General features: G+C 63.7%; 21 protein-coding genes and 1 other RNA gene. 10 read left to right on the forward strand and 12 right to left on the reverse strand.

The window, feature by feature from the left end; all coding sequences use genetic code 11:
- Positions 1-4 precede the first annotated feature (4 nt).
- Both F5544_RS36260 and F5544_RS36265 read right to left on the reverse strand, forming a co-directional pair.
- Positions 5-1,816, reverse strand: a complete 1,812-nt coding sequence (locus F5544_RS36260; protein ID WP_238846835.1) for a sugar-binding protein — start codon at positions 1,814-1,816, stop codon at positions 5-7.
- Positions 1,817-1,866: 50 nt separating this feature from the next.
- The gene (locus F5544_RS36265) at positions 1,867-2,163 is read right to left on the reverse strand and encodes a cupin domain-containing protein (RefSeq protein ID WP_238846836.1); all 297 of its coding nucleotides are present in this window, start codon (positions 2,161-2,163) and stop codon (positions 1,867-1,869) included.
- A 364-nt stretch (positions 2,164-2,527) separates the two neighbouring features.
- Here F5544_RS36265 and F5544_RS36270 point away from each other — a divergent pair, with 364 nt between their 5' ends.
- Positions 2,528-3,802 (forward strand): MFS transporter, encoded by a 1,275-nt coding sequence (locus F5544_RS36270; RefSeq protein WP_174867652.1) that lies wholly within the window; start codon positions 2,528-2,530, stop codon positions 3,800-3,802.
- Here F5544_RS36270 and F5544_RS36275 read toward each other — a convergent pair.
- Both F5544_RS36275 and F5544_RS36280 read right to left on the reverse strand, forming a co-directional pair.
- The gene (locus tag F5544_RS36275; RefSeq protein ID WP_238846837.1) at positions 3,799-4,740 is read right to left on the reverse strand and encodes a hypothetical protein; all 942 of its coding nucleotides are present in this window, start codon (positions 4,738-4,740) and stop codon (positions 3,799-3,801) included. The two genes, F5544_RS36270 and F5544_RS36275, sit on opposite strands and share 4 nt — an antisense overlap.
- Positions 4,741-4,840: 100 nt before the next feature.
- Positions 4,841-6,673, reverse strand: a complete 1,833-nt coding sequence (locus F5544_RS36280; RefSeq protein ID WP_167477346.1) for a Xaa-Pro dipeptidyl-peptidase — start codon at positions 6,671-6,673, stop codon at positions 4,841-4,843.
- 415 nt (positions 6,674-7,088) lie between these two features.
- Between F5544_RS36280 and F5544_RS36285 the strand changes: the two genes are divergently transcribed.
- Complete coding sequence (locus tag F5544_RS36285; protein ID WP_203217430.1) at positions 7,089-8,057, forward strand: phospholipase D-like domain-containing protein; 969 nt, start codon at positions 7,089-7,091, stop codon at positions 8,055-8,057.
- Between the two features lie 18 nt (positions 8,058-8,075).
- Here the strand turns inward: F5544_RS36285 and F5544_RS36290 are convergent, their stop codons facing one another.
- The 3 genes from F5544_RS36290 to F5544_RS36300 all read right to left on the reverse strand — a co-directional run bounded on the left by F5544_RS36290 (position 8,076) and on the right by F5544_RS36300 (position 9,925).
- Positions 8,076-8,714, reverse strand: coding sequence for a class I SAM-dependent methyltransferase (locus F5544_RS36290; RefSeq protein ID WP_167477348.1), 639 nt, complete (start codon positions 8,712-8,714; stop codon positions 8,076-8,078).
- Between the two features lie 129 nt (positions 8,715-8,843).
- The gene (locus tag F5544_RS36295; RefSeq protein WP_167477349.1) at positions 8,844-9,335 is read right to left on the reverse strand and encodes an NUDIX hydrolase; all 492 of its coding nucleotides are present in this window, start codon (positions 9,333-9,335) and stop codon (positions 8,844-8,846) included.
- Between the two features lie 11 nt (positions 9,336-9,346).
- A complete protein-coding gene (locus F5544_RS36300; protein WP_167477350.1) occupies positions 9,347-9,925 on the reverse strand; it encodes a M23 family metallopeptidase in 579 nt (192 codons plus the stop codon).
- Between the two features lie 163 nt (positions 9,926-10,088).
- Here F5544_RS36300 and F5544_RS36305 point away from each other — a divergent pair, with 163 nt between their 5' ends.
- Both F5544_RS36305 and F5544_RS36310 read left to right on the forward strand, forming a co-directional pair.
- Positions 10,089-10,673, forward strand: coding sequence for a dihydrofolate reductase family protein (locus F5544_RS36305; protein WP_167477351.1), 585 nt, complete (start codon positions 10,089-10,091; stop codon positions 10,671-10,673).
- Complete coding sequence (locus tag F5544_RS36310) at positions 10,670-11,083, forward strand: VOC family protein (RefSeq protein ID WP_167477352.1); 414 nt, start codon at positions 10,670-10,672, stop codon at positions 11,081-11,083. Before F5544_RS36305 ends, F5544_RS36310 begins: the two co-directional genes overlap by 4 nt.
- Positions 11,084-11,676: 593 nt before the next feature.
- On the opposite strand, the gene F5544_RS36315 is transcribed toward F5544_RS36310, so the two are convergent.
- Positions 11,677-12,441 (reverse strand): hypothetical protein, encoded by a 765-nt coding sequence (locus F5544_RS36315; RefSeq protein WP_167477353.1) that lies wholly within the window; start codon positions 12,439-12,441, stop codon positions 11,677-11,679.
- Positions 12,441-12,977 carry a hypothetical protein gene (locus tag F5544_RS36320; RefSeq protein WP_167477354.1) on the reverse strand — a complete coding sequence of 179 codons (537 nt, stop codon included), beginning with the start codon at positions 12,975-12,977 and terminating at the stop codon, positions 12,441-12,443. The genes F5544_RS36315 and F5544_RS36320 overlap by 1 nt, the downstream gene beginning before the upstream one ends.
- 748 nt (positions 12,978-13,725) lie before the next feature.
- Between F5544_RS36320 and F5544_RS46775 the strand changes: the two genes are divergently transcribed.
- The 4 genes from F5544_RS46775 to F5544_RS36340 all read left to right on the forward strand — a co-directional run bounded on the left by F5544_RS46775 (position 13,726) and on the right by F5544_RS36340 (position 16,857).
- The gene (locus tag F5544_RS46775; RefSeq protein WP_428847198.1) at positions 13,726-13,929 is read left to right on the forward strand and encodes a hypothetical protein; all 204 of its coding nucleotides are present in this window, start codon (positions 13,726-13,728) and stop codon (positions 13,927-13,929) included.
- Entirely contained in the window at positions 13,926-14,267 is a 342-nt protein-coding gene (locus tag F5544_RS36330; protein ID WP_167477355.1) for a helix-turn-helix domain-containing protein, read from the forward strand. The genes F5544_RS46775 and F5544_RS36330 overlap by 4 nt, the downstream gene beginning before the upstream one ends.
- 163 nt (positions 14,268-14,430) lie before the next feature.
- Positions 14,431-15,135 (forward strand): MobF family relaxase, encoded by a 705-nt coding sequence (mobF, locus tag F5544_RS36335; RefSeq protein ID WP_167477356.1) that lies wholly within the window; start codon positions 14,431-14,433, stop codon positions 15,133-15,135.
- A 732-nt stretch (positions 15,136-15,867) separates the two neighbouring features.
- Complete coding sequence (locus tag F5544_RS36340; RefSeq protein ID WP_167477357.1) at positions 15,868-16,857, forward strand: hypothetical protein; 990 nt, start codon at positions 15,868-15,870, stop codon at positions 16,855-16,857.
- Positions 16,858-17,180: 323 nt separating this feature from the next.
- On the opposite strand, the gene ssrA is transcribed toward F5544_RS36340, so the two are convergent.
- Positions 17,181-17,549, reverse strand: a transfer-messenger RNA (tmRNA) gene (ssrA, locus tag F5544_RS36345).
- 124 nt (positions 17,550-17,673) lie between these two features.
- Positions 17,674-18,147, reverse strand: a complete 474-nt coding sequence (gene smpB / locus F5544_RS36350; RefSeq protein ID WP_167477358.1) for an SsrA-binding protein SmpB — start codon at positions 18,145-18,147, stop codon at positions 17,674-17,676.
- A gap of 374 nt (positions 18,148-18,521) precedes the next feature.
- On the opposite strand from smpB, the gene F5544_RS36355 reads away from it, so the two are divergent.
- Positions 18,522-19,664, forward strand: coding sequence for a hypothetical protein (locus F5544_RS36355; protein ID WP_167477359.1), 1,143 nt, complete (start codon positions 18,522-18,524; stop codon positions 19,662-19,664).
- A gap of 519 nt (positions 19,665-20,183) precedes the next feature.
- Positions 20,184-20,312, forward strand: a complete 129-nt coding sequence (locus F5544_RS47200; RefSeq protein ID WP_255664423.1) for a hypothetical protein — start codon at positions 20,184-20,186, stop codon at positions 20,310-20,312.
- Positions 20,313-20,330: 18 nt separating this feature from the next.
- Here F5544_RS47200 and F5544_RS36360 read toward each other — a convergent pair whose 3' ends face one another.
- The gene (locus F5544_RS36360) at positions 20,331-20,588 is read right to left on the reverse strand and encodes a hypothetical protein (RefSeq protein WP_167477360.1); all 258 of its coding nucleotides are present in this window, start codon (positions 20,586-20,588) and stop codon (positions 20,331-20,333) included.
- Between the last annotated feature and the right edge of the window lie 14 nt (positions 20,589-20,602).

The raw sequence follows: 20,602 nt of genomic DNA on the forward strand, positions 1-20,602 counted from the left end.
GTGGCTAGCCGATCGGGTCACCCGCGATCGGGACTCCGATCCGTGCGGCCTGCGCGCGCGAGGCGGGTGAATCGGCGCTGCGGGCCGCCGTCCGCGGAATGCTCGGCGGCGCTGCGTCTTTCGGCGTATCAGGTGGCTGATAGCCGACGAGTGTCGCCGTGCCCCACACGTACGGATCGGCCTGCGGGCTGCCGAACGGCGACCAGGCCAGCCGGGTCTGGCCGGTCTTATCGGTGGTATCGGAGTTGTAGACCATGATGTTCATCGCGAACCGTGCCGGATCGACCGGGGCGGGCAGCGCGGCGAACGGGATCTTCACCTCCACCGTGTAGCCCGCGTACGGTTCGGTGACCGTGGCCGCCACCTGAATACCCGAATCACCCACCGGGCCTTGGTTGTTGTCGGCGTCACGCTCGGCGGCCGGGCCACCGTCGGCGGTATAGGGCAGGATGCCGGTCTTCAGTGTGGTGGCGGTGTCGTCGGAATCGCCGCGGGGATCGATGGCGATCTCCACCGAATCGGTGCGCCAGTGCCGTTTGACGTCGTCACGCGCCAACGCCGCACCCTTGGCCCGATCACGCACGGTGACAAGCACATACAGATCGTCGGCATGCCTGGCCAGCTTCGCGGTCGCGGTGCAGCGGTCGTCGCCCTGCCAAACGGCAAGCGGCAGTTCGGGTCCCGGATATTCGCCGGGATCGGCCACGCCGTTCAGCACCGGAGCGGTCGCCACGGCGGGCACCGTGGTCGCCGGGCGCGGCGGATAATCCGGCTGCGCCCGATTCGCCAACCACGGCAAGCCGTTTCGTTCGGCCCAGTCCCGGAATTCGGCGTATAGGGGCCGCAGCCCGTCCTGCCGCCGCACCGGCGCCTCGATGAACCGGCCGTCCTCGGCCAGCACGGTGAACCAGTCGGAACCGAGCTGCCGAGGATCGGTCGGCACCTGGGCGGGCATCGCCGCGAAACCCTGTGTGCGGTACAGCCGCGCCGCATCGCGCTGCACCTGCGCCCAGGTCGTGCCGTATTCGCGCGAACGAGCGCCGGACCACACCCCGAGCACCGGCAGCCCGCTGGCCGGATCGGTGCGCTGCCGCTCGGCCGCATCTGGGCCGAGCAGTTCGCTGAATCCATAGTTCTGGGCGAGCAACCGCCGCGGCCGCCACAGCGTCAGCCCCTCCACGGTGAGCTGTTCCGGAAAGGCATGCGGATCACCGGCCAGCCGGAACGCCTCTATCCCGAGTCGAGCCGAAAATTGATGTCCGCCATGCTGATTGAACGGACGCGGATCCATCACCACAATGGTGTGCGGCGTCGTCGCGCGCACCAGCCGCACCACCCTGGCCAGGGTGTCGGCGGCGCCCCAGATCCGCGCCGTCAGCGGTGCGGAGAGCGTGTACCAGAAGTCCGGTTTATCGAGGTAGTAGATGTTCTCGATGCCGGCGAGCGCGGTGGCCCTGCGCTCCTCGTCCTCCCGGATCAGACCCAGTTCGGGGCCCTCCGCCAGTCCGACGGCATTGCCGCCGCCCTCGCCCCGAGTGATGGTGAGCACGCCGGTGCGCAGGCCCAACTCCTCCCGCCACCGGCCGAACGTGCCGAGATTCGACGACTCGTCATCCGGGTGCGCACCGATGAACAGCACGTCGGAATGCGCCCGGCGCGGGTCGAGCGCGAATCGGTCCAGGTCGCGGGCGGCGCTGTCGGCCGCTCCGCCGAGCAGCCAGGCGCCGGCCAGCGCGGATGCCGAGGCGAGGACGGTGCGCCTGGTCGGCCCGCGCCGCTTCGCCTCGACCACGCCGTACCTCCCGTCGCTCGCCACCACCCGTCCGTCGAATCACAGCACACCCGCGATATCGACGGTCCTATCGGTTACCGCCGCCGCGTGATCCCCACCGGCTTGATCTCGGTGGGCACCTGGGCGAACGCCGCCATCGGAACGCCGAACGAGGCGGCCAGTACCTCGCGCGGCAGCGCGTTCACCGTCGCGACGATACCGATGTCGTCACTGGGTTCCTTTGCGCTGGTGTTGAATACGACCAGCACATCCAACGGCGCATCGGCGCTCGCGTTCTCGAAGTAGTGCAGGAAACCCTGCGGCGCGAAGACGAGATCGCCCTGTTCCATCCAACCCGATCGCACCCTGAGCCCCGTTGCCCCGCTTGGCATTCGACTCCTCCACCATGCCGCTGTCCCTTCTGTGTGGCGAAATCACCTCTGACACTTCGGATTACTCAGCCAGCTGATACTCCGAGGGTAAGCGAGTGCCTCGCACTGGAACTCGGCCCGGCGCGGGCTTCGCCCGACAGCACCGCATTTGGCCCGCCAATCCCGCCGAAAACATGGGATGAATCACAGTAGGGGTTTGTCAAGGAGAAAAACGGGGTAAAGGTCTGTTTCGTGCGTAATGCTCGGCGCCGCGGCGCTGAGCGGAATCGAAAACAGGTCCCTGCTGCGGGCTGGGAAGGACGAACACGTGACGGAACGGAGCGCGGGGGCTTTTCCGCTACGGCGATCGGTCGCGGCGGCTGCCATGGGAAATGCCACCGAATGGTTCGATTACGGGGTATACGCGGCGACCGCGGGCTACCTGACCGACGCCTTCTTCCCCGGGCACCTCGGCACCCTCGGCACGATGCTCGGCTTCGCGGTCTCGTTCGTGCTGCGGCCGCTCGGCGGAATGGTGTGGGGGCCGCTCGGCGACCGGCTCGGCCGCAAGGCCGTGCTCGCGACCACCATCCTGCTGATGGCCACCGCGACCGGCGCGATCGGCCTGCTGCCGACCCATTCGTCGGTCGGGGTGCTGGCGCCGGTGCTGCTCATCGCGCTGCGGGTGGTGCAGGGCTTTTCGACCGGAGGCGAATATGGCGGCGCCGCAACATATCTCGCCGAATGCGCGAACGACCGCAAGCGCGGCTTCCTCGGCAGCTTCCTGGAATTCGGCACGCTGGCGGGTTTCGTCGGCGGCTCGGCCGTCGTGCTGATCTGCCAGCTCGTGCTGGGTTCGGCGAGCATGCACGACGGCGGCTGGCGCATCCCGTTCCTGCTGGCGGTCCCGCTCGGGCTCACCGGCTGGTATCTGCGGGCCCGGCTGGACGAATCGCCGGTATTCAGCGAGGTGGCCGAGCGCGACCACCCGCCCGGCGGCATCGGCGTCGTGCTGACCACCTACCGCCGCGAATTCCTCACGCTCGCAGGGCTTGTCGTCGCGCTCAACGTCGTGAACTACACCCTGCTCACCTACCAGCCGACCTATCTGCGGCAGACCATCGGCATGGGTGAATCGGCGACCACCACGATGATGCTGATCGGCCAGACCGTCATGATGGTGTCGCTGCCCTTCTTCGGCCGACTGTCCGACCGGGTCGGCCGCCGCCCGATGTGGCTGTTCTCGCTCACCGGCCTGATACTGCTCGCGGTGCCCATGTACTGGCTGATGGGTCGCGGAACACCTTGGGCGATAACCGGATTCGTCATCTTGGGTCTGCTCTACGTGCCACAGCTGGCCACCATCAGCTCCACCTTCCCCGCCATCTTCCCCACCCACGTGCGCTATGCGGGCTTCGCCCTCGCCTACAACGTGTCCACCGCGCTGTTCGGCGGCACGGCGCCACTGATCAACGAGGCGGTGATAGATGCGACCGGCTGGTCACTGTTCCCCGCCTGGTACACGGTGGGCGCCGCCATCGTCGGCCTCATCGCATGCGCCTACCTCCGCGAGACCGCGGGCACCTCGCTGCGCGGCACCGAAGTCCCTGTCGCCGATGAGGATTCGATCTCCGGGTCGATGCAGATCGCGGCGGGCTAACCCAGTTTCGGCGCCGGGATGCGCCAAATCGAAGTGGGTACCTTCTCCGTCGGTCCCGACTCGAAGACGATCCAGGCGCCGTCGGGCGACCAACTCGGCGCACCGTCGTAGCCGTCGGATTTGGTGACCCGCACGGGTTCTCCGGTGCCGTCGGACCGGGTGACGAAGATCTGCCCATGCTTCAGCCCACCATGGTTGGACGAATACACCACCCAATTGCCGTCCGGAGAGAAACTCGCGTCAGAGTCTTCACCTTCGCCACCGGTGATCACCTTGCGGCCGGTACCGTCCGGAGCGATCGTCACCAGCCGCGACTTGTCGGAACCCCCTGGGCTGGACTGGAATACGATAATATCGCCGCGCGGCGACCAATTCGGTTGCCGGTTATCGGTATTCGTGGCGGGGCCATCGACCAGCGCGGTGATCCCGCTGCCGTCGGCGCGTACCTTACGGATGGTGCCCCGCGAGCCGGTCTGTTGCTTGGCGTCGTTCTCCTGGAACACGATCCAATCACCGTCCGGCGCGAAGCTCGGCTCGGTGTACATTCTGCCGCTGTGCGAGGTCACCTGGTGCGGCTCGGCGCCGGGCCGCATCGTCCAGATCTCATCGATATCGGTGACGTTGTACGAGAAGGTGATCGAGCCGGTCGGCCCGTTCCATGCCGACCCGGGCAGGTTCACCGCCGACTGATCGCCCTGCTCCACCAGCACCTGTGGTGCGCCCCCTGAGCTCGGCATGAGGTGCAGACCCGCCCCGCCGCCGTTGTAGCCGCCCCGACAAATGGTGAGCAGCAAGGTTTTTCCATCCGGCGAGTACGCCGGGTTCTGGGCACTCGCCGAGCCGGACGGGCTGTACAGCAGTTCGGCCCCGTCCGTCCTTGTCTGCGCATCAGCGGCGGCGGGACGCGCGACGACCGCGATCAGAACAGCAAGCAACACAAGTGGCGTTCTGCGAAACACACGAAAAACAGTAGTCATATTCCCGCGCCTGGGGAGACCAGGCCCGCCGCAGACCCGGGCCCGGTCTCTCGGCGCTTCCTCATGCCTGTGACGATCCGATCGCGGCGTCGAAGGCGGCCTGTCCACCGACCACCGGGAAGGCGATCCGCGTTTCCCCGAGGTTCACCCCGAATCCGGGTCCGGGCTTGGGCAGCAGGGTGAACTCGTTATCGCTCGACAGCACGACGATGCCCAGTTGATGTCCGCTCGCCAGCACATAGTCGTGCGGTTCCATGGACAGCCGGACGCCGTACTCCTCACCCGGCGTGATCGCGCTGGTTTCGCTGATCGAATCGCGGTTCTGCGGGTCGGTCCAACCCCTGGTGACGATCCGCGATGTGCCGTCCGGCGCCCGATCCACCAGCAGCGCGGTCACATTCGCCGCCGCCCGCTGGAACGACATCCGGAACGCGACGCAGACCGAGCCGCTCACCCGCAGCGAGGTCGATACGGGTTTGGTGAAGTACGCCAACCGATTCGGCGAACTCGGCGCGGCGACGAGATCAGCGGCCAGTTTGGTCGCGTCGTCGTCGAGTGATTCGGTGACGGAATTGTTCGCGCCGTCGGAGGTGGCCGAAACCAGGCCGCCGACGGCATTTCCGCCCGGCTGGAACATCGCCGCCGCGTCGGAGGTGCCGGGAGCGGGCCAGTCCGCCTCGTCCACCCACGACTTGTCCTCACGCTGGATGGTGGCCTTCGGCTCTCGATCGATCCCGTTGTCCTCCCCGAGCAGATACTTGCTGAACCACCGGTTCACCGTGCGCAGCCATTCCTCCCTGCGCAGCCCGATCGGGTCGGTGTGGCCGGACTGATGCAGCCAGATCTTGTGCGGCACACCGGCATTCGCGAGCGCCGAGTACCACTGGGCAACATTCTTGGTCTTCACGTTGAAATCGTTGAGCCCGTGCGCGGACAGCACTGCGGCATGGACATTACCCACCGCGTTCAGGTAATTGCGCTCGTTCCAGAATCCGTTGTAATCACCGGTGATTCGGTCCTGATCCTGTTCGAGCTGATCGATCACCGGTTTGCAGACATCCCGATCCTCCCTGGTGTAAACGTATTTCGCGAGAACATCGGTGTCCTCGCCCTGATAGGTGCCCGGCGCCACCACCGCGCCCGCCGCGCGATAGTAGTCGTACCAGCTGCTGATCGCGCCGATCGGCACGATCGCCTCCAGGCCGGGCACGCCGGTGGTGGCCACCGCATTGGGCAGGGTGCCGTTATAGGAGACGCCCATCATGCCGACCTTGCCGCTGGCCCAGTCGGCCGTCACCGGATTGCCCTGCTCGTCGTGCGCGTCGGCCCGGCCGTTGAGCCAATCGATCGGGGCGCGCGCGCCGACGGTCTCGTTGGTCGCACCCGAGGTGGGGCAGCCCGTCGACTTACCGGTGCCGAGCGATTCGCCGTACATCACGGCGAAGCCGCGGGACAGGAAGTAATCCTCGTACTGCCAATGGATCTGACCGTCGGAGAGGGTGATCCCGTTGGCCCGCAACTCCTCCGGCACCAGGTTCCGTACCGGGCCGGGCGGCTGGGCCCGCCGCGCCTCGGCGCCGTCCGGCGGCACATAGAGTTCGACATCGACGTTGTGGTTGGTGACATCATTGCCGCCCGAGAAATACGGGCTCGCTTGATACACCACCGGGAGCTTGCCGGTGGCCCCGGCCGGGCGCACGAGCTGGACGTGCACCTCGTCGTCCTTGCCGTCGCCATCGCTGTCCACCGGCGCGCGCACCCACAGATCCTGCCGGACCGTCGCACCGGGATCGAACACCGGCTGCGCCTCCCCGCCGGACACGGCCGGCCCCGCCGCGGGCGCCGCCGCCATCGCGGGAGCGCCGTACAGCAGCAGCACGGAAGCCGCCCCCATCAAGGCAATTCGCGGCAATCGACGCAGAATTCGGCCATCGAGTCTGCCGGAGCACCACCGGCTTTGCTGAATTCCCATGGAACACAATCCCTTTTGAGAATGGACAGGGTGATGCGGCGCGCGTCGACAGGTAATCGGCTGCGCGACAGGCAAACTCCGCAACGTCAGACTGCCGATTTGCCCGGTTCGCTGTCCAGGCCGGCACTGGGGATCGAAATTGGGGATCCCCATTTCGATTCCCCACTGGACAGCCCGTCCGGTCGGCGGGCAATCTGACCGGTACCGACAAGTCGACGAGTCTTCATGCGCCGCAGTTGATTACGGCGCTCAACAGCCGCGACCGAAGGAGTTGTGCCCGATGAGAATCCGCCGCTCGGCGTGCGGTGCGGTATCGAGATCGCGACAGCCAATCCTTTTGCCCGCGTTCGCGGTTGCGCTGAGTCTGATATCCGTCGACCCAGGCGTATTCGCCGCACCGGCGAACGCGGCGACGGACTTCTCGACCATCGTATTTCCGGATCAAAGCCATTCCGCCGTATACGATTTCATCGATTCGGCGACCAGCTCGATCGATATCACCATGTACGAGCTCCGCGACGACACCGCGGTCGGCGATCTGGTGCGCAAACAGCAGGCCGGAATCGCGGTTCGCGTCATCCTGGACGGCGCCCACCAATCCGTGAACAACGCCGCGTACACGACGCTGGCGAACGCCGGGGCCGCCGTCACCTGGTCCACATCGGCCTTCGTCTACACCCACCAGAAGACGATCACCGTCGACCACGGCCGGTCGCTGATCATGTCGGGCAATCTCGACTCGACCTATTACGCCGACGATCGCGACTACGGCGTCTTCGACGCCGACCGGGCCGACGTCGACGCCATCGAGCAGGTCTTCGACGCCGATTTCGCGCAGAATCCGGGCACGCCCTCCGATGGCGACAACCTGGTCTGGTCGCCGACCGACGCGGAATCCCGGCTACTCGGGCTGATCAACGGCGCACAGCACAGCCTGGATGTGGAGGAACTCGAATTCGGTGACAGCACACTGGTGAACGCCATCGCCGACGCCGCGCGGCGCGGCGTCACCGTCCGGGTCGTCGGTATGAATCCGGACAGCTACCGGGACCAGTTCGATCAGGTGCAGGCCGCGGGCGGACAGATCGTCACCTACTCCGCCAGCGGCGGCACCTACATCCACGCCAAGGCGATCGTCGCCGACTACGGCACCGCGACCGCGAAAGTCTTTGTCGGATCGGAGAATTTCTCCGACAACTCGCTGAACCACAATCGCGAACTCGGCCTCATCGTCGGCGACTCCGGTGTGCTGAGCACGGTCGAGAACACCTTCGCCACCGACTTCGCCAACGGGACGCCGTACTGAAATTCGTTGCGGCACTGCCTAAATGCGCTTGATCGTCGCAAGCCAAGCGGGCAGTCCGTCGACATTGAACGTCGCCCGGATCCGGTCCGGTTCGACGGCGGCGACCTTCCATCCATCGGCGAGACCGAATGCGGCGCTCAACTCCTCACGGGCGACCGGATGCGGGCCGAGCTCGGGACCGATATCGCTGAAGCACAACACATAAAGCGTGCCACCGCACTCGAGCACCGAACCCAAACTCGCCACGTACTTCCGCCGCTCATCGCGATCGAACGTGTGGAAAAGCCCGCAATCCAGCACCGTATCGAACCTGCGCCCCAACCGGTCCAGCCGGAACGCGTCGGCCACCGCGAACTCGGCCGCGATCCCCCGTTCCGCCGCCTTCTTCCTGGCGACGGCCACCGCCGTCTCCGCCACATCGACACCCAGCACCGGCAACCCCAGCGCGGCAACGCACAGCGCGTTCTCCCCCGTCCCGCACCCGGCATCCAACACCGCCCCCACAAACCCACCCTCACCCACCAACCGCGCTACCGCAGGCTGCGGTTCACCAATATCCCACGGCGCACCCCCGTCCCGATACGAGTCATCCCACGGCCGCCCCGCCGCCCGCTCATGGCTCGTCAGCCCCCGCCCACCGCCAGCATCTCCAGTCAATTCGGCCACCACCCCAGCCTGGCACGTTGATCAGCCCCCGCATGGTCATCCGCAGAAAATACCTTCAAAAACGCAGCCAACGGTTGCCTAATTGATTCCGCGCAGCCTGATTCGACTCGGCGATGCTCGCTATCGAGATGGCCCTTCATCAATTGCCGCGAGGGCAATGATCTTTCGTGCCACCGGTGTCAGATCGTGTGCCGGCAGCGGTGGAGGGATGTACCGGGCAGCGACAACGTCATCGTCGTTGCCGTCCGGCTCGAGTGTTCCGGTGGCCGCGGCGCGGAAGTAGTGCCGGGTGGATTCCCAGCCGGTTCCGGACTCGACGTCGAAGAAGTACTCGATGAATTGGCACAGCTCGATGGGTTGCCCGGTGATGTGGAGGCCGGTCTCTTCCCGGACTTCGCGAGTAAGCGCGTCGATCAGGTCTTCTCCTGGTTCGACACCGCCGCCGGGGAGGTCCCACTGTTCCTCGATTCGTGCGCTATCACGAACCAGCAGAACACCTTTGGCGTCATACAGCAGCGCGTACACCGACGTCCGTCGCACGATGTCGGAGCGATGGACGATATGAACCTCGCCGTTGATATCCCGACAGAGGTAGTGAACGGAGTCCGCCATAGGCGCTCGAACTACCGGAAGTAGGGCATGGGGTCTCTGGGCTTACCATCCACGCGAACTTCGAAATGCAACTTCGTCCCTGCCGTGAACCCGGTGTGCCCGGCATAGGCGACGAGTTGGCCTGCGTGCACCGTCTCGCCCTGCCGGACGACGATGCCGGAGGCGTGGGCGTAAAGGGTGGAAAGTGCGCCGTCGGACGACGCTCCGTGCCCGATGATCAAGTAGTTCCCGTAGCCGTTGGCAACGGCCTCCGTATGGACTTCCTCAACTTTTCCGTCACCGGCGGCATACACGGGGGCACCCTCCTGGGCTGCAAAGTCCACCCCGGAATGGAACACCGGCGAGGTCGTGCCAATGTGGTCGCTTTTCCCGAACTGCGACACCACTTCTCCGTTCACTGGACGCAGCAACGAGCCGGACTGCGCGTCGATCGGGACAGCCACCGGAGGCGCCGATTCACCGAGATGGGTGTCGCTCTCGAACGCGCCGGGCACAGCCCCCGCGTTGGCGGGTATACAGATGGCCAGGGCGAGGACCGCACCAGCGGTAACCACAGCGCTACCAAGGCCTTTGATAGTGGTGCCTTTCATCGGACCTACTCGCATATTCTTGGGCCGTGCCGCCAAACGCTTCGTCGGAGAGGCTGGGAGCAGCGGCGTGCGGACCAGTCGACGTCAACGCGGCCGATCGTACCAATCAGCGAGTTGACTTTCGCCGCAACAGATTTGCATCACCCACCATGGAGGAATCCGAATGAGAAATCCGATTCGGCTCTACATGTCGATGTCGCTCGACGGCTATATCGCGGGTCCGGACGATAGACCGGGTCAGGAGCTCGGGCGCGGCGGTGGGCGCCTTTTCAACTGGCTCGACGACCGGGAGTCCGACGGTCCGAGCGGACAGGTGTATCGCGAGGCGCTGGCGACCGGCGCGCTGATCTCCGGCCGCCGGACCTTCGAACTCGCCGGGCGTTGGCAGGGCGACCATCACGACGGTGTGCCGATCTTCGTCCTCACCCACCATGTGGATGACGGGGACGAGCCGATCGGCCACGAGCGATTCGTCACCGACGTCGAGGACTGCGCCCGTCAGGCTCGCGCGGCGGCCGGGGACCGGCCCGTTATGGTCCACGGGGCCGGCGCGTCCCAAGCGCTGCTCCGGGTCGGCCAGATCGACGAGATGGAGATCCACCTGGTTCCGGTCCTCCTCGGGGGCGGCCGACGACTGTTCGACAACCTCGGTGGCGATCCCATCGAACTCGATCTCGTCCGACGGCTCGAGGACCGAGATGTCACGCACCTTCGCTACCGGGTGCGCCGAACCGAGGAGGCCGCGTGAAGACGCTGTTCGTCTCCTACCGCGTCACCGACCTGAAACGCTCGCTCGACTTCTACACTGCCCTGGGCTACATCGAACTGGGCAGAGTCGACCCCGGCGACGGCAGCCACCTCGTGATCCTCGCGTTCCCCGGCGAACCCGCTGCCTCCCTGGAGCTGGTCCACCGCCCCGCCGACGGACGCGTCGACGTGGGCAACGGTTTCGACCACCTCGCCATCCAGGTGGACACCCTTGCACCCACCCTGGAGCGGCTGACCGACGCCGGCCTGAACCCGGAACCTGTCCAATACCCAGGCGGCCCGCACGGCCCGAAAACATCGTGGCTCACCGACCCGGACGGCTACCGGATCGAATTGGTGGAATGGCCGCCCGGACACCCCGACGGCATCACCGCCGCAGACTTTTCCTGAGAGTCCTTGTTCCGCGAACACAAAAGGGCGACAGTCTCGTTCGACCTACATCAAAACCACGCTGAAGCCCCCACCTGGTCCAAGTCGAAAACTCGGGCCTACCTTCGTCCCCAACCCGCCTCCTACATTCCTGAAGGCGCCAACATCAGGAATGTCTACCATCCTGAAGGTTGGACCATCAGGAACGTATACCTGATGCTCGCCGCACCCTCAGGAATGCAGAGGTATGGGGCGGAGCCTCGGAGGGTCCGGAGGCTGAAGCAGCGCCGGGGAGGCGAGCCGGTCGGGGCAATGCACGAAGCGGCCTTGGGAAGGCGACCCCGACCGAGACATGTCGTGGCTCTAAGAAGCGGCTCACGCCAGAGGAGACTGCCGAGATCGTGGCCAAGTACGAGGCCGGGGCGTCGATGGCGCGGCTGAAGTTGACCATCACATGGCCAAGCGAACGATGGCGAAGGTGTTGCGCGAGGCTGGAGTGACGATCCACCGAGGGGCGGGCAGACCGGCTGACGGATCCTTGCGGTCCCAATCAGGCGAATAAGCGATTGGCTTCGACCACCGAACTAGCGATGTCTTGACCTGCATGTCGCCAGTCACCTATGAGTGTCCAATTCGCGGATCAGTGCCTCCGCCGCGTCAACACCCGGAGGCAGGAGCGCCACCGTCCTAGCGTCCTGGTCATATTCAATAAGGCGCTCCTTGTGCATCGGGCGGAGCACCTTCGCTCGAAAGTCGCCCGGGCGCGTCTGTTCAAGCCATGACAACAAGTCCGTCTCCCGCACCTCGACAACCCCCGACAGAAGCAGCAGAGTTCTTTTACGGAGGGTAAGCCCACTCGCAAGTACGCGCCGTTTGTCACCACTACGCCACACGAGAGCGACCTCGCGCTCGACCAAAACATCGACCAGATCGGTGGCTTCGTCGGTCGCAAGACCATGAAGAAGTCGCACCAGCTCGGCGACGATCCATTTGCTCATATACACCACTGCAGTAGCGTCCATATGGTTTGGATCGACATCCCCGCCAGCGTGTCCGACTCCCCTATTGTTCCGAATCTCATAAAGCGCGACGATCATGCGAGGAATCTGAATTCGTGCCGACCGTGTGCCGTTTTGCGACTCCAGCCTTCTACAGGCATCGACCATATTGCCAGGCTTGTGGGCACGTGCAGCGTAGACGCCTGCAAAATACCCTTCGAGGATCGTGTACGCAGCCTCGCACAACTTCCCGCCGTTGAGTTCCGCGGGCTCCCAACGATGCTCAGCGAAGTTTTTGACTACCTGCCGGAATGCGTCAAGCAAGTCAGCAACGAGCGCCGCCGGAATGGCGTTGAACGCGTCCTTCGGATCGAGCGCCATTAGGCAATCATCTGCTCGACGGTCTTCTTCCCGGCGTCGGTGAGTCGGTATGTCTTGCGTGCCTGCTGCGACTTGCCCGATTTTTTGAGCTGGAGGATGAGCGAAGGCTTCTTTGCGATAAGCGTGGACATGACCTTAGAGGTTCCCGTAACACCGTGTCCAAGATCCTTGAGAAGCTTATTCAGCTCAAGGGATCCAAACGAGTCTTGGCCTTTGAGAACCTGGACCCAGTAGGCAGCGACCAGCATCCCGGCCGGGTGAGTCGACGCCCCTGAGGCGCTGTAAAGCTCCGCGAAGTGCTCCCAGTTGCTGGCCTCGGCCGCGATCCCCTCATCGATCTCGTTGCGGTCGAACTCGTCATCAGGTCCACTGGATACGCTGGCCAGACCAGTTTTCTTAGGCGACGGACCCAGCGAAATATTGTGCCGCTCCGCAACCCATCGAATAACGCGCCCACGCGCGTCATCATCGAGCTCGCTAAGCGCTCTCGACACCTTGCCCATTGCCTCGATTTCGAGGTCTACTCCTTCGTCCATCTGCCCTCCAGCTTTGGGTGGCTAACACGAGCATGTTAGATGCCATAACATAGAAGACAAAGGACATTCATGCGCGTGTGTGCCCCAACTCGGTAAGACTTCGTTAGCGCAAGGGCGCCTCGGAGGGCTCGTCTGAACTGTAATGTCGGGATATACCTGCTGGTAAGCGTAATTTAGGTACCCACAGCGACCGCAGTCGCGGAAGCCGTCACCTTCCGGCAGTTGGGTCGAGGTCGGCGACCTCATCAATGACCAACTTATACCCCGTACCAGGTGGGCTACTGACTCTAGACCACCCCATTGCCGAAGCAGCCGATCACATCAGCAAGGCTGTGATCGAAACCCTCATCGCGTACATCCAGCTCACAAGACTCCCCCGCTGAAGCACGCGCCCCCGCTGAAGCACGCACCTGCCCGATGCCTCCCGCTGCTTGTGCCGAGACCAAGCGACAGGCCGCTGCGGTTCGAGTAAGAGCTGTAACAATCAGGCAGATAAGCAACTGGCGGCGGACGCCGCCCTAGCCGATACCTTGCTATATGTCGTTGGTGACATATATCGTTGGTGTCGTGGGTAAACTGTTCACCATCGAAATCGAGCCCGAGGTGCGGGACTGGCTGGAAGCGCTGCCAGCCAAGCACTTCCTCAAGATCGATGAATACGTCGGCCTGCTTGCCGAACAAGCTGAGTCGCTGAGCGAACCCCTACGCCCGATACCTCGGCAACGGGGTCCGGGAGCTACGCCCCACGCTGAATGGGGCCGCCATCCGCATCACCTATTGGCTCGCACCCGGACGACGAGCCATCCTGCTGACAGTGTTCCGCAAGACCCGGATGCGAGAAGACATCGAGATCAAACGCGCGAAAATCGCCCAACAAACCTGCCAAGCCGAACACACACCCGCCCATCAAGAATTCGTCCGCATAATCGAGAAAGGAGAACTGGACCGATGAGCCACGCACGCTGGAAAACCCTACGGGAACGCAAACTCGCCGAGGGCTACACCGAACCCGACGATGTCACCGAGACCCGCCGAGAAATCCGGCTCTCCATGGCACTGGCCAAAGCCGTCTACGACCGCCGCACCGAACTCGGACTCACCCAAGCCGACCTCGCCGAACGCGCCGGTCTCACCCAAGCCAAAATCTCGCGCATCGAAGGCTCCGACACCGTGCCAACCCTCCCTCTGCTCGCTAAGCTCGCCGACGCACTCGACGCGACCCTGAACATCGCTCTCGACGCCGACGACACCCGAGTCAACTTCACCAGCCACCACACCGACGCTGCCTGAATGAGAGATCGCTTCGACGAGACCTGCAATCGGCCATACGAATAGCGTCCTGACCGTCGCGCCTTCCCGCAGTAAAGCGTAGGCGATCTCTATCTCTCGATGCGTGCGGCGCAGAGCTCCTACTTCCGTTCCTGCAGAAAACCAATTCAGCATGGGATAGCCAATGGTGTTAATTCTCCACAATATCGAGGATCCGCGCACACCGTGCGGCGGTGTCGAGTCTCCCGGCCATTACAAAGGCGCGCTGGCAACTTCCCTTGGATTCGCCGATAAGACTGTCACACGCACCCAAGCATTGGCGCACTGTGCCCAGACACGCAACGGACTGGCGATAGCGTACGAGATAGTTTTCTCGCCGCCACACTCGTGGTCCATCATGTGGGGTCTCAGCGAGTCCGACACGGTGCAGTTAATGGAGAAAGCATACGTTGCGGCGATTGATCGGACCATGAAGTACGTCGAGGAACAACTGTCGTACACTCGACGCGGACTCAATGGGATAAGGCAAATCGATGCAAGCCTGTCGTGGGCGCAGTTCGAGCATTTCTCTGATAGGCGTGAGCGGCCCGATCGCCATACACATATAATAATCGATACGACCGTGCATGGGTCCGACGGACAATGGAGTCAGCTCGATGTGCGACCGCTTAGAAGCAACGCGGAAGCCGGGACTTTTCAGGCAATATTCGAGTCGGCGATTGCAGCTTACAGCAGCCAAATGGTTGGCCTTGCCTTCGAGGAAAGGGCCGCCTTCGAACCAGGCGACAAAGCTCGGTTCGAAGTTTCCGGTGTGCCAGATGAGCTGATTACCAACTTCTTCGGCAGATCTGTATCCAGCTGGCAAGAATCGGACTGGCAAGTCCTCTGACAACTGTTCGGGTAGCGCAGCAGCCTGGCTGATGGGACATCAGAACTCAGCGCAAGCTCGGGCGCAAGATGGCGACGCTCGACGCCACGGCCACCTGTTCAACAGCGTCGGCTATGCGCCGCGCTTTATGAGCGGAGGGTGACCGTAGCCCCAGATCCCCGCGCCATCGGAGCGTGGAAAGGTACCTCACTCAAGGTTCGGGTGAGGGCTTCTCGTGGACATTGCAGGAACTTACTCGAACCGGACCGATCTCCTGGAAGGCTTCTCCGAGCTGCATGAACGACTCGCCAGAAGCAGACTACACATGTCCACGCCTCGCCCTTCGCGGCCGTCAGGATGACGGAAGAAGCAGTTGATGCCCGAGGAGACAGGCACAATCGTGGCCAAGTACAAAGCCGGGGCGTCGATGGCTCAGCTGAGGGTCGAACACCACATGGCCAAACGGACGGTGTCGAATGTGTTGCGTGATGCCGGGGTTGAGATCAGATTCAGAGGTGAACGCCCCCGAAGCTAGGTCATTCCATCGCGCGACCGAAAGCTCCGTGCTACATTGAGGCGACTCGCTACAGGATCGCCGGTCGGACCGCGGTTACCAGCCAGTCTCCTTCAAAAGCAACGCGCCCAAATCATGTTCTACTGCGTCCCTTGATACCAAACGCACTGTTCGTGCCTCAACATCGAAGTGGCCGACTTGGGCATATTTGTCGTGCGCAGAAACGGATCAGATCGCACATGAACGAAGTGAAATACCGCGCATTTCTAGTAAGCAGCACACCGTCCAAACATCGTGTATTCGCCGTCGTTGGTAACGAACTCGAAGCTGTCGCAACCTTCGACGAACGTATTCAGGCACGATGGCTGGCCGGTGCACTGAACGAGTACGCGCAAGGCAGGATGGCGGCCCGTGAAAGCTTGTACGTGTTCCATCAGCAGCAGAATCTGCCAGGGCCAGTACGTGCCCAGGTCCGCCGCATCGAGGAATCGCTCAGTGTGTCTATCGAAAAACTATCGGCTCGTCGCGCACAGGGAGCGTTCCCCATCATCGAGGCGTTGGAGTATGAACGCCCCGTGCACTCGTTCATGCTCTATTCAGATCCAGATCATGCAGACGCACATCAACACATAAGCCCGCGCACAGCAGCAGCCATCTACGACGTCTGCGAAGGAATCATCGAGCTGTTGGAGCAGATGACCGACGAGCAAGTCCGTGAAGACGAGCCACTGCGCTGCTGGGCTGCCACCCCAGGGCTCCACGCACAGAACAGAGATATAGCCCTTCTATACATGAAGGCCGTGGAGAAGTTTCAAAGTGACCTGTGCTGGGGCGGGCTACTCCCTCAGTCGCTGTTTGAGGAAATTGTATTGTGGGAGATTCTCAACATCGCCGAGGCGGACATCAAGAAGATCCGAGAACTTGGCCCCGAAGTAGACGATGACACATACTGCGCAGAGGTACTTGCAGTCGGTGATCTAACCGAGCTGCCTGAGCGAGAATACGACCACAATTACGGACAGCTACGCAAGGTACTGTTCGAAGAGGAAGATACAGCCGATATTCGACGCATTCTGACAGCCTTGAAGGAGCCACTTCCGGCCGACTTCGACATCTCGTTCCTGTTCCTCCCTTTCGATGAGATGTGCGTCGAGGGCGACTGTGATGAGTGCGATAGCCATGCTGACAACTTTCGGGCAGCCCTCCTCAGCGAAGGCTACGGAGCGTAGGTCCAGCCAACTGATAACGCGGTTCGAGTAAGGGCCATAGCCGACGGCCCCGCAAGTCTGTGACCTGCGGGGCCGTCAAGGGTGGGAGCTAACGCTTGACAGCCCGAACACCTCGGCAGGTGACGTCACCGCACAAGGTGACCACCGGGTCGGGGGTCCGGGGCCGAAGCGGCGTCGGGAAGGCGAGCCGATCGGGGCAAGGGGCGAAGCCCCGGAGGGGGTCCGGGGGGCGAAGCCCCGCCGGGTGGGGTGTGGGGGCTTCGCCCCACAAACATCGCGAAACGAGAAACGGCTCATGCTCTCCATGAGCATGAGCCGCCATCGAGTGGAGCTGCCGGGAATCGAACCCGGGTCCTCCGCCGCGTCTTCAGGGCTTCTCCGTGTGCAGTTCGCTGTGTCTCTGCTCGGATCTCCGGGTCACGCGAACGAGCTCGGATGACGATCCCAGTCGCTGTTTGTTGTCCCGTACCACTCCGCGACCGAGTGGGACGGTGAGCCCTCTAGCTGATGCCGGCACCGGGACCGAGGGCATATCCCGGGCCGACAGAGACGCTGTCGCTTAGGCAGCGAGAGCGTACTCGCGCTGATGAGAATCGGCGCTTAATTGGTTGCAACGACGCTTACGGTGGTCTCTTGCCTGCACCGACACGCTTCCCCTGAATCAACGTACGCAGTCGAAACCGTTCAGCCCCGTACGTCCCGGCACCTTGCCGGGCTAGTCATGTTAACACCGTGCGAACGCCAGATCATCCCGATATCCCGGTGCCGCTGTTTCCGCGGCGGCGGGGCAGCGGTCCCGTTCTGCCGCACCGGAACTCAGCGCATACCTTTGATCCGGCGGCCGATTTCGCGGGTGACCTCGCGTTCGGCGGTGCGGCGGGCCAGGTCTTGCCGCTTGTCGTAGTCCTGTTTACCTCTGGCCAGCGCGAGCTCGACCTTGACCTTGCCGTCGGAGAAGTACATCGACAGCGGGACCAGCGTGTTGTTGCCTTCTTTGGCCTTGCCGGTGAGTTTGTCGATCTCGCGGCGGTGCAGTAGTAGTTTGCGGGTGCGCCGCGGGGCGTGGTTGGTCCAGGTGCCGTGGCTGAATTCGGGAATGTGCAGCCCGCGCAGCCACACCTCGCCGTCGTCGACCGTCGCGAAGGCGTCGACCAGCGAGGCCTTGCCCTCGCGCAGGCTCTTGACCTCGGTACCGACCAGCGCGATCCCGGCCTCGTAGGTATCCAGGATCGTGTAGTTGTGCCGCGCCCGGCGGTTGGTCGCGATGACCTTGCGCCCCTTCTCCTTCATATCTCCTCAATCATCCCGTATGCCCAGCTAGACGGCTCGTTTCCGCGCTGGCACCCGCGCTCGGCGTCACCGCCGAGCTGGAGTGCCCAACCAGCTTACGGATGCGCTCGGAATCGACCCCGGCAGCAATCAACAGCGAGACGAAGAAATGTCTTCCGCCATGCCACGCGAAGCCGGTGCCCTGACCGCTAGGAACCCCTGCCCGCTTCGAGATGGCAGCCAGCCTGCCGGCTCCAGATACGAGCTGGTGAATCCTCCGCCCTTGGCCGACAGGAACGCAAGCGCATTACCTTTCCGTCCGAACTTCTTCAGCGAACGCGAAGCGGTTCTGTCAGCTCCGACCAGGATGGCCGACAAATCATTAAGCTCGGCGCGTGAACGAAGGTGAAAACAGTCCGGAGCAGTACCTGGGCTGGGAGCAAGACCTGTCGCCATCGGAGTACTCGGGCGGGAGCGCTGTGGCGGAATTCGGACCGCTGCCGCCGATTCCGGCGTTGGCGCAACCGCACGCGGTGTTCAGCGTCGGTGCGGACACGGCCTTGCGGGTAGGGGAGGCACTGGCGGGGCGGATGCTGCGCAATCCGCTGGTCTGGATGTGGTTCGTCCTGTTGTGGGGCGGGATAGCGGGAGTACTCACGCTGTTCATGGGCCAGGTGGGTGCCGTGCTGGGCGTCTGGGTCATCGGGGCGGCATTTGTTTCCCAGCTGCTGAGCCACGGCCGCCGGGTGCGGAAGTACACGGCGATCGCTCGGGCCGGCTACGTGCCCGGCACAGTGGTGGCCGTTCGATTCGGACCGGATGCATTCGACTTCAGCAGCGAACGTGGCCGGGCGCGGTTCCACTACGCGCGCATTCGGGCCGTCTTCAACAACCGACCGGATACCGTGGTGTTGCGCATAGGCGACGCGCTGTGTGGATTTCCACGAGAGCTGTTTCCGGACTGGAGCATCGATCTCATCGCGGCGGCGAAACGCGGCGACGGTTCGGCGTCCGCGCCGAATATCGCTGAGCTGCTGCCGATTCCAGGCCTCGTGCAACCAACCGCGACGTTCGTTGCCGGACCCGGCACGGCTCGCGCCATGGCACGTACCTACACCTGGCAGACGCTGCGTCCCCTCCTCCCCACCGCCGCGATGCTCATCATCCCGGCCTTTATCGTCGCGCTGGTCACGCACAGCGGGCAGGTGCTGGCGCTCGCGGTGGCCGTCGCGGTAGTGGTCGGGGGATTCGTGGCGCTCGTGGCGCTCCTGACAGTTAGGCAGATGTCCATCGGTTTTGCCTGCGCCGCGCCGCCCGGCCAACCGATGACCGTCCGCTACGGATCGGACGCGGTCGAACTCCAACTCGCGAATTCTCGGAGCCGAACCCCGTATTCGGTAATCCGCTCGGTGAACGTCCGTGGCCCGATTGCCGTCGTCACCACGACCACGCCGACGGTGTGCCCGCGAGATCTCGTCCCGGATAGGGCTATCGAGCACATGCGCACGGTGAATCCGCGAATCGTGATCAAACGCTGAGGCCGGTAGCCATCACGGCAAGCTCCGCACCGGCGTGTCATCTCTTCGACACGCCGGTGATTTTTCGGCGTCGCACGCTTCCAGCAAACCAATTGATAAACCGTTCGAATGGCACGGAAAAGCACATCGATTCGCTGATCACCATGGCAATCAATTGCGATCCGAACGAACGGATACCAGGAGTGAACCGGCCTCGTACCAGCATCATCAACGATAGCCACCGCATAGCTGCCGACGGCAACTCCTCGACCGAACCCACCGTCCTTGCGCAGCAACCGAATTCACCCGTCCGGTCACGTTGACCGACCCGGCCACCGCTCCAACGATTGATCCCGTGAGCGGCCCACGAACCGGATGGGCGCTCAGCCCGAAAGGAAAGTCCATGAAGCGTCTCGCCGCACTCGTCCTGCTTCCGCTCGCCGCCGTCAGCGCGCTGGTGGTACTCGGCCCAACGATCGCGGGCACCGCATCGGCCTCCCCCGATCGGGTCCACTTCTGAGGTCCCTGAAAGGAATCGACATGTCGCGCACGAAGCGTCTCGTCGCCCTCGTACTGTTGCCGCTGTCCGCGGTTGCCGCGCTGGCGGTGGTCGGCCCGACGACGGCGGGCACGGCCGCCGCCGATCCCGGTCGTGTGCACTGCTGCTGACCGGGTGATTGATTGTGGTCAGCCCCCGGGCTGCACAATGAAATAGATCACCAGGACCGCTAAAAACGCGGCCACCAGCAGCACGGTCGACAGGCGTGGCCAACCCGGATGCCGGACCGGGCTGCGCCTGCCGAGCCAAACCGAATCGACCGTCGGATCGACCGTCGGATATCGCGAACCTTTCGCCTGCGGCTCGGGTAGGTCGGGACCGTCGGCGGACGACGAGTTGTCGCCGCTCAGGTCGGCCCCGCTATCCCTGGGGCCCTCGTGGTGCATGCCGCAACGGTAGT

Source organism: Nocardia arthritidis, assembly GCF_011801145.1.
In the GTDB taxonomy this organism is placed as follows: domain Bacteria; phylum Actinomycetota; class Actinomycetes; order Mycobacteriales; family Mycobacteriaceae; genus Nocardia; species Nocardia arthritidis_A.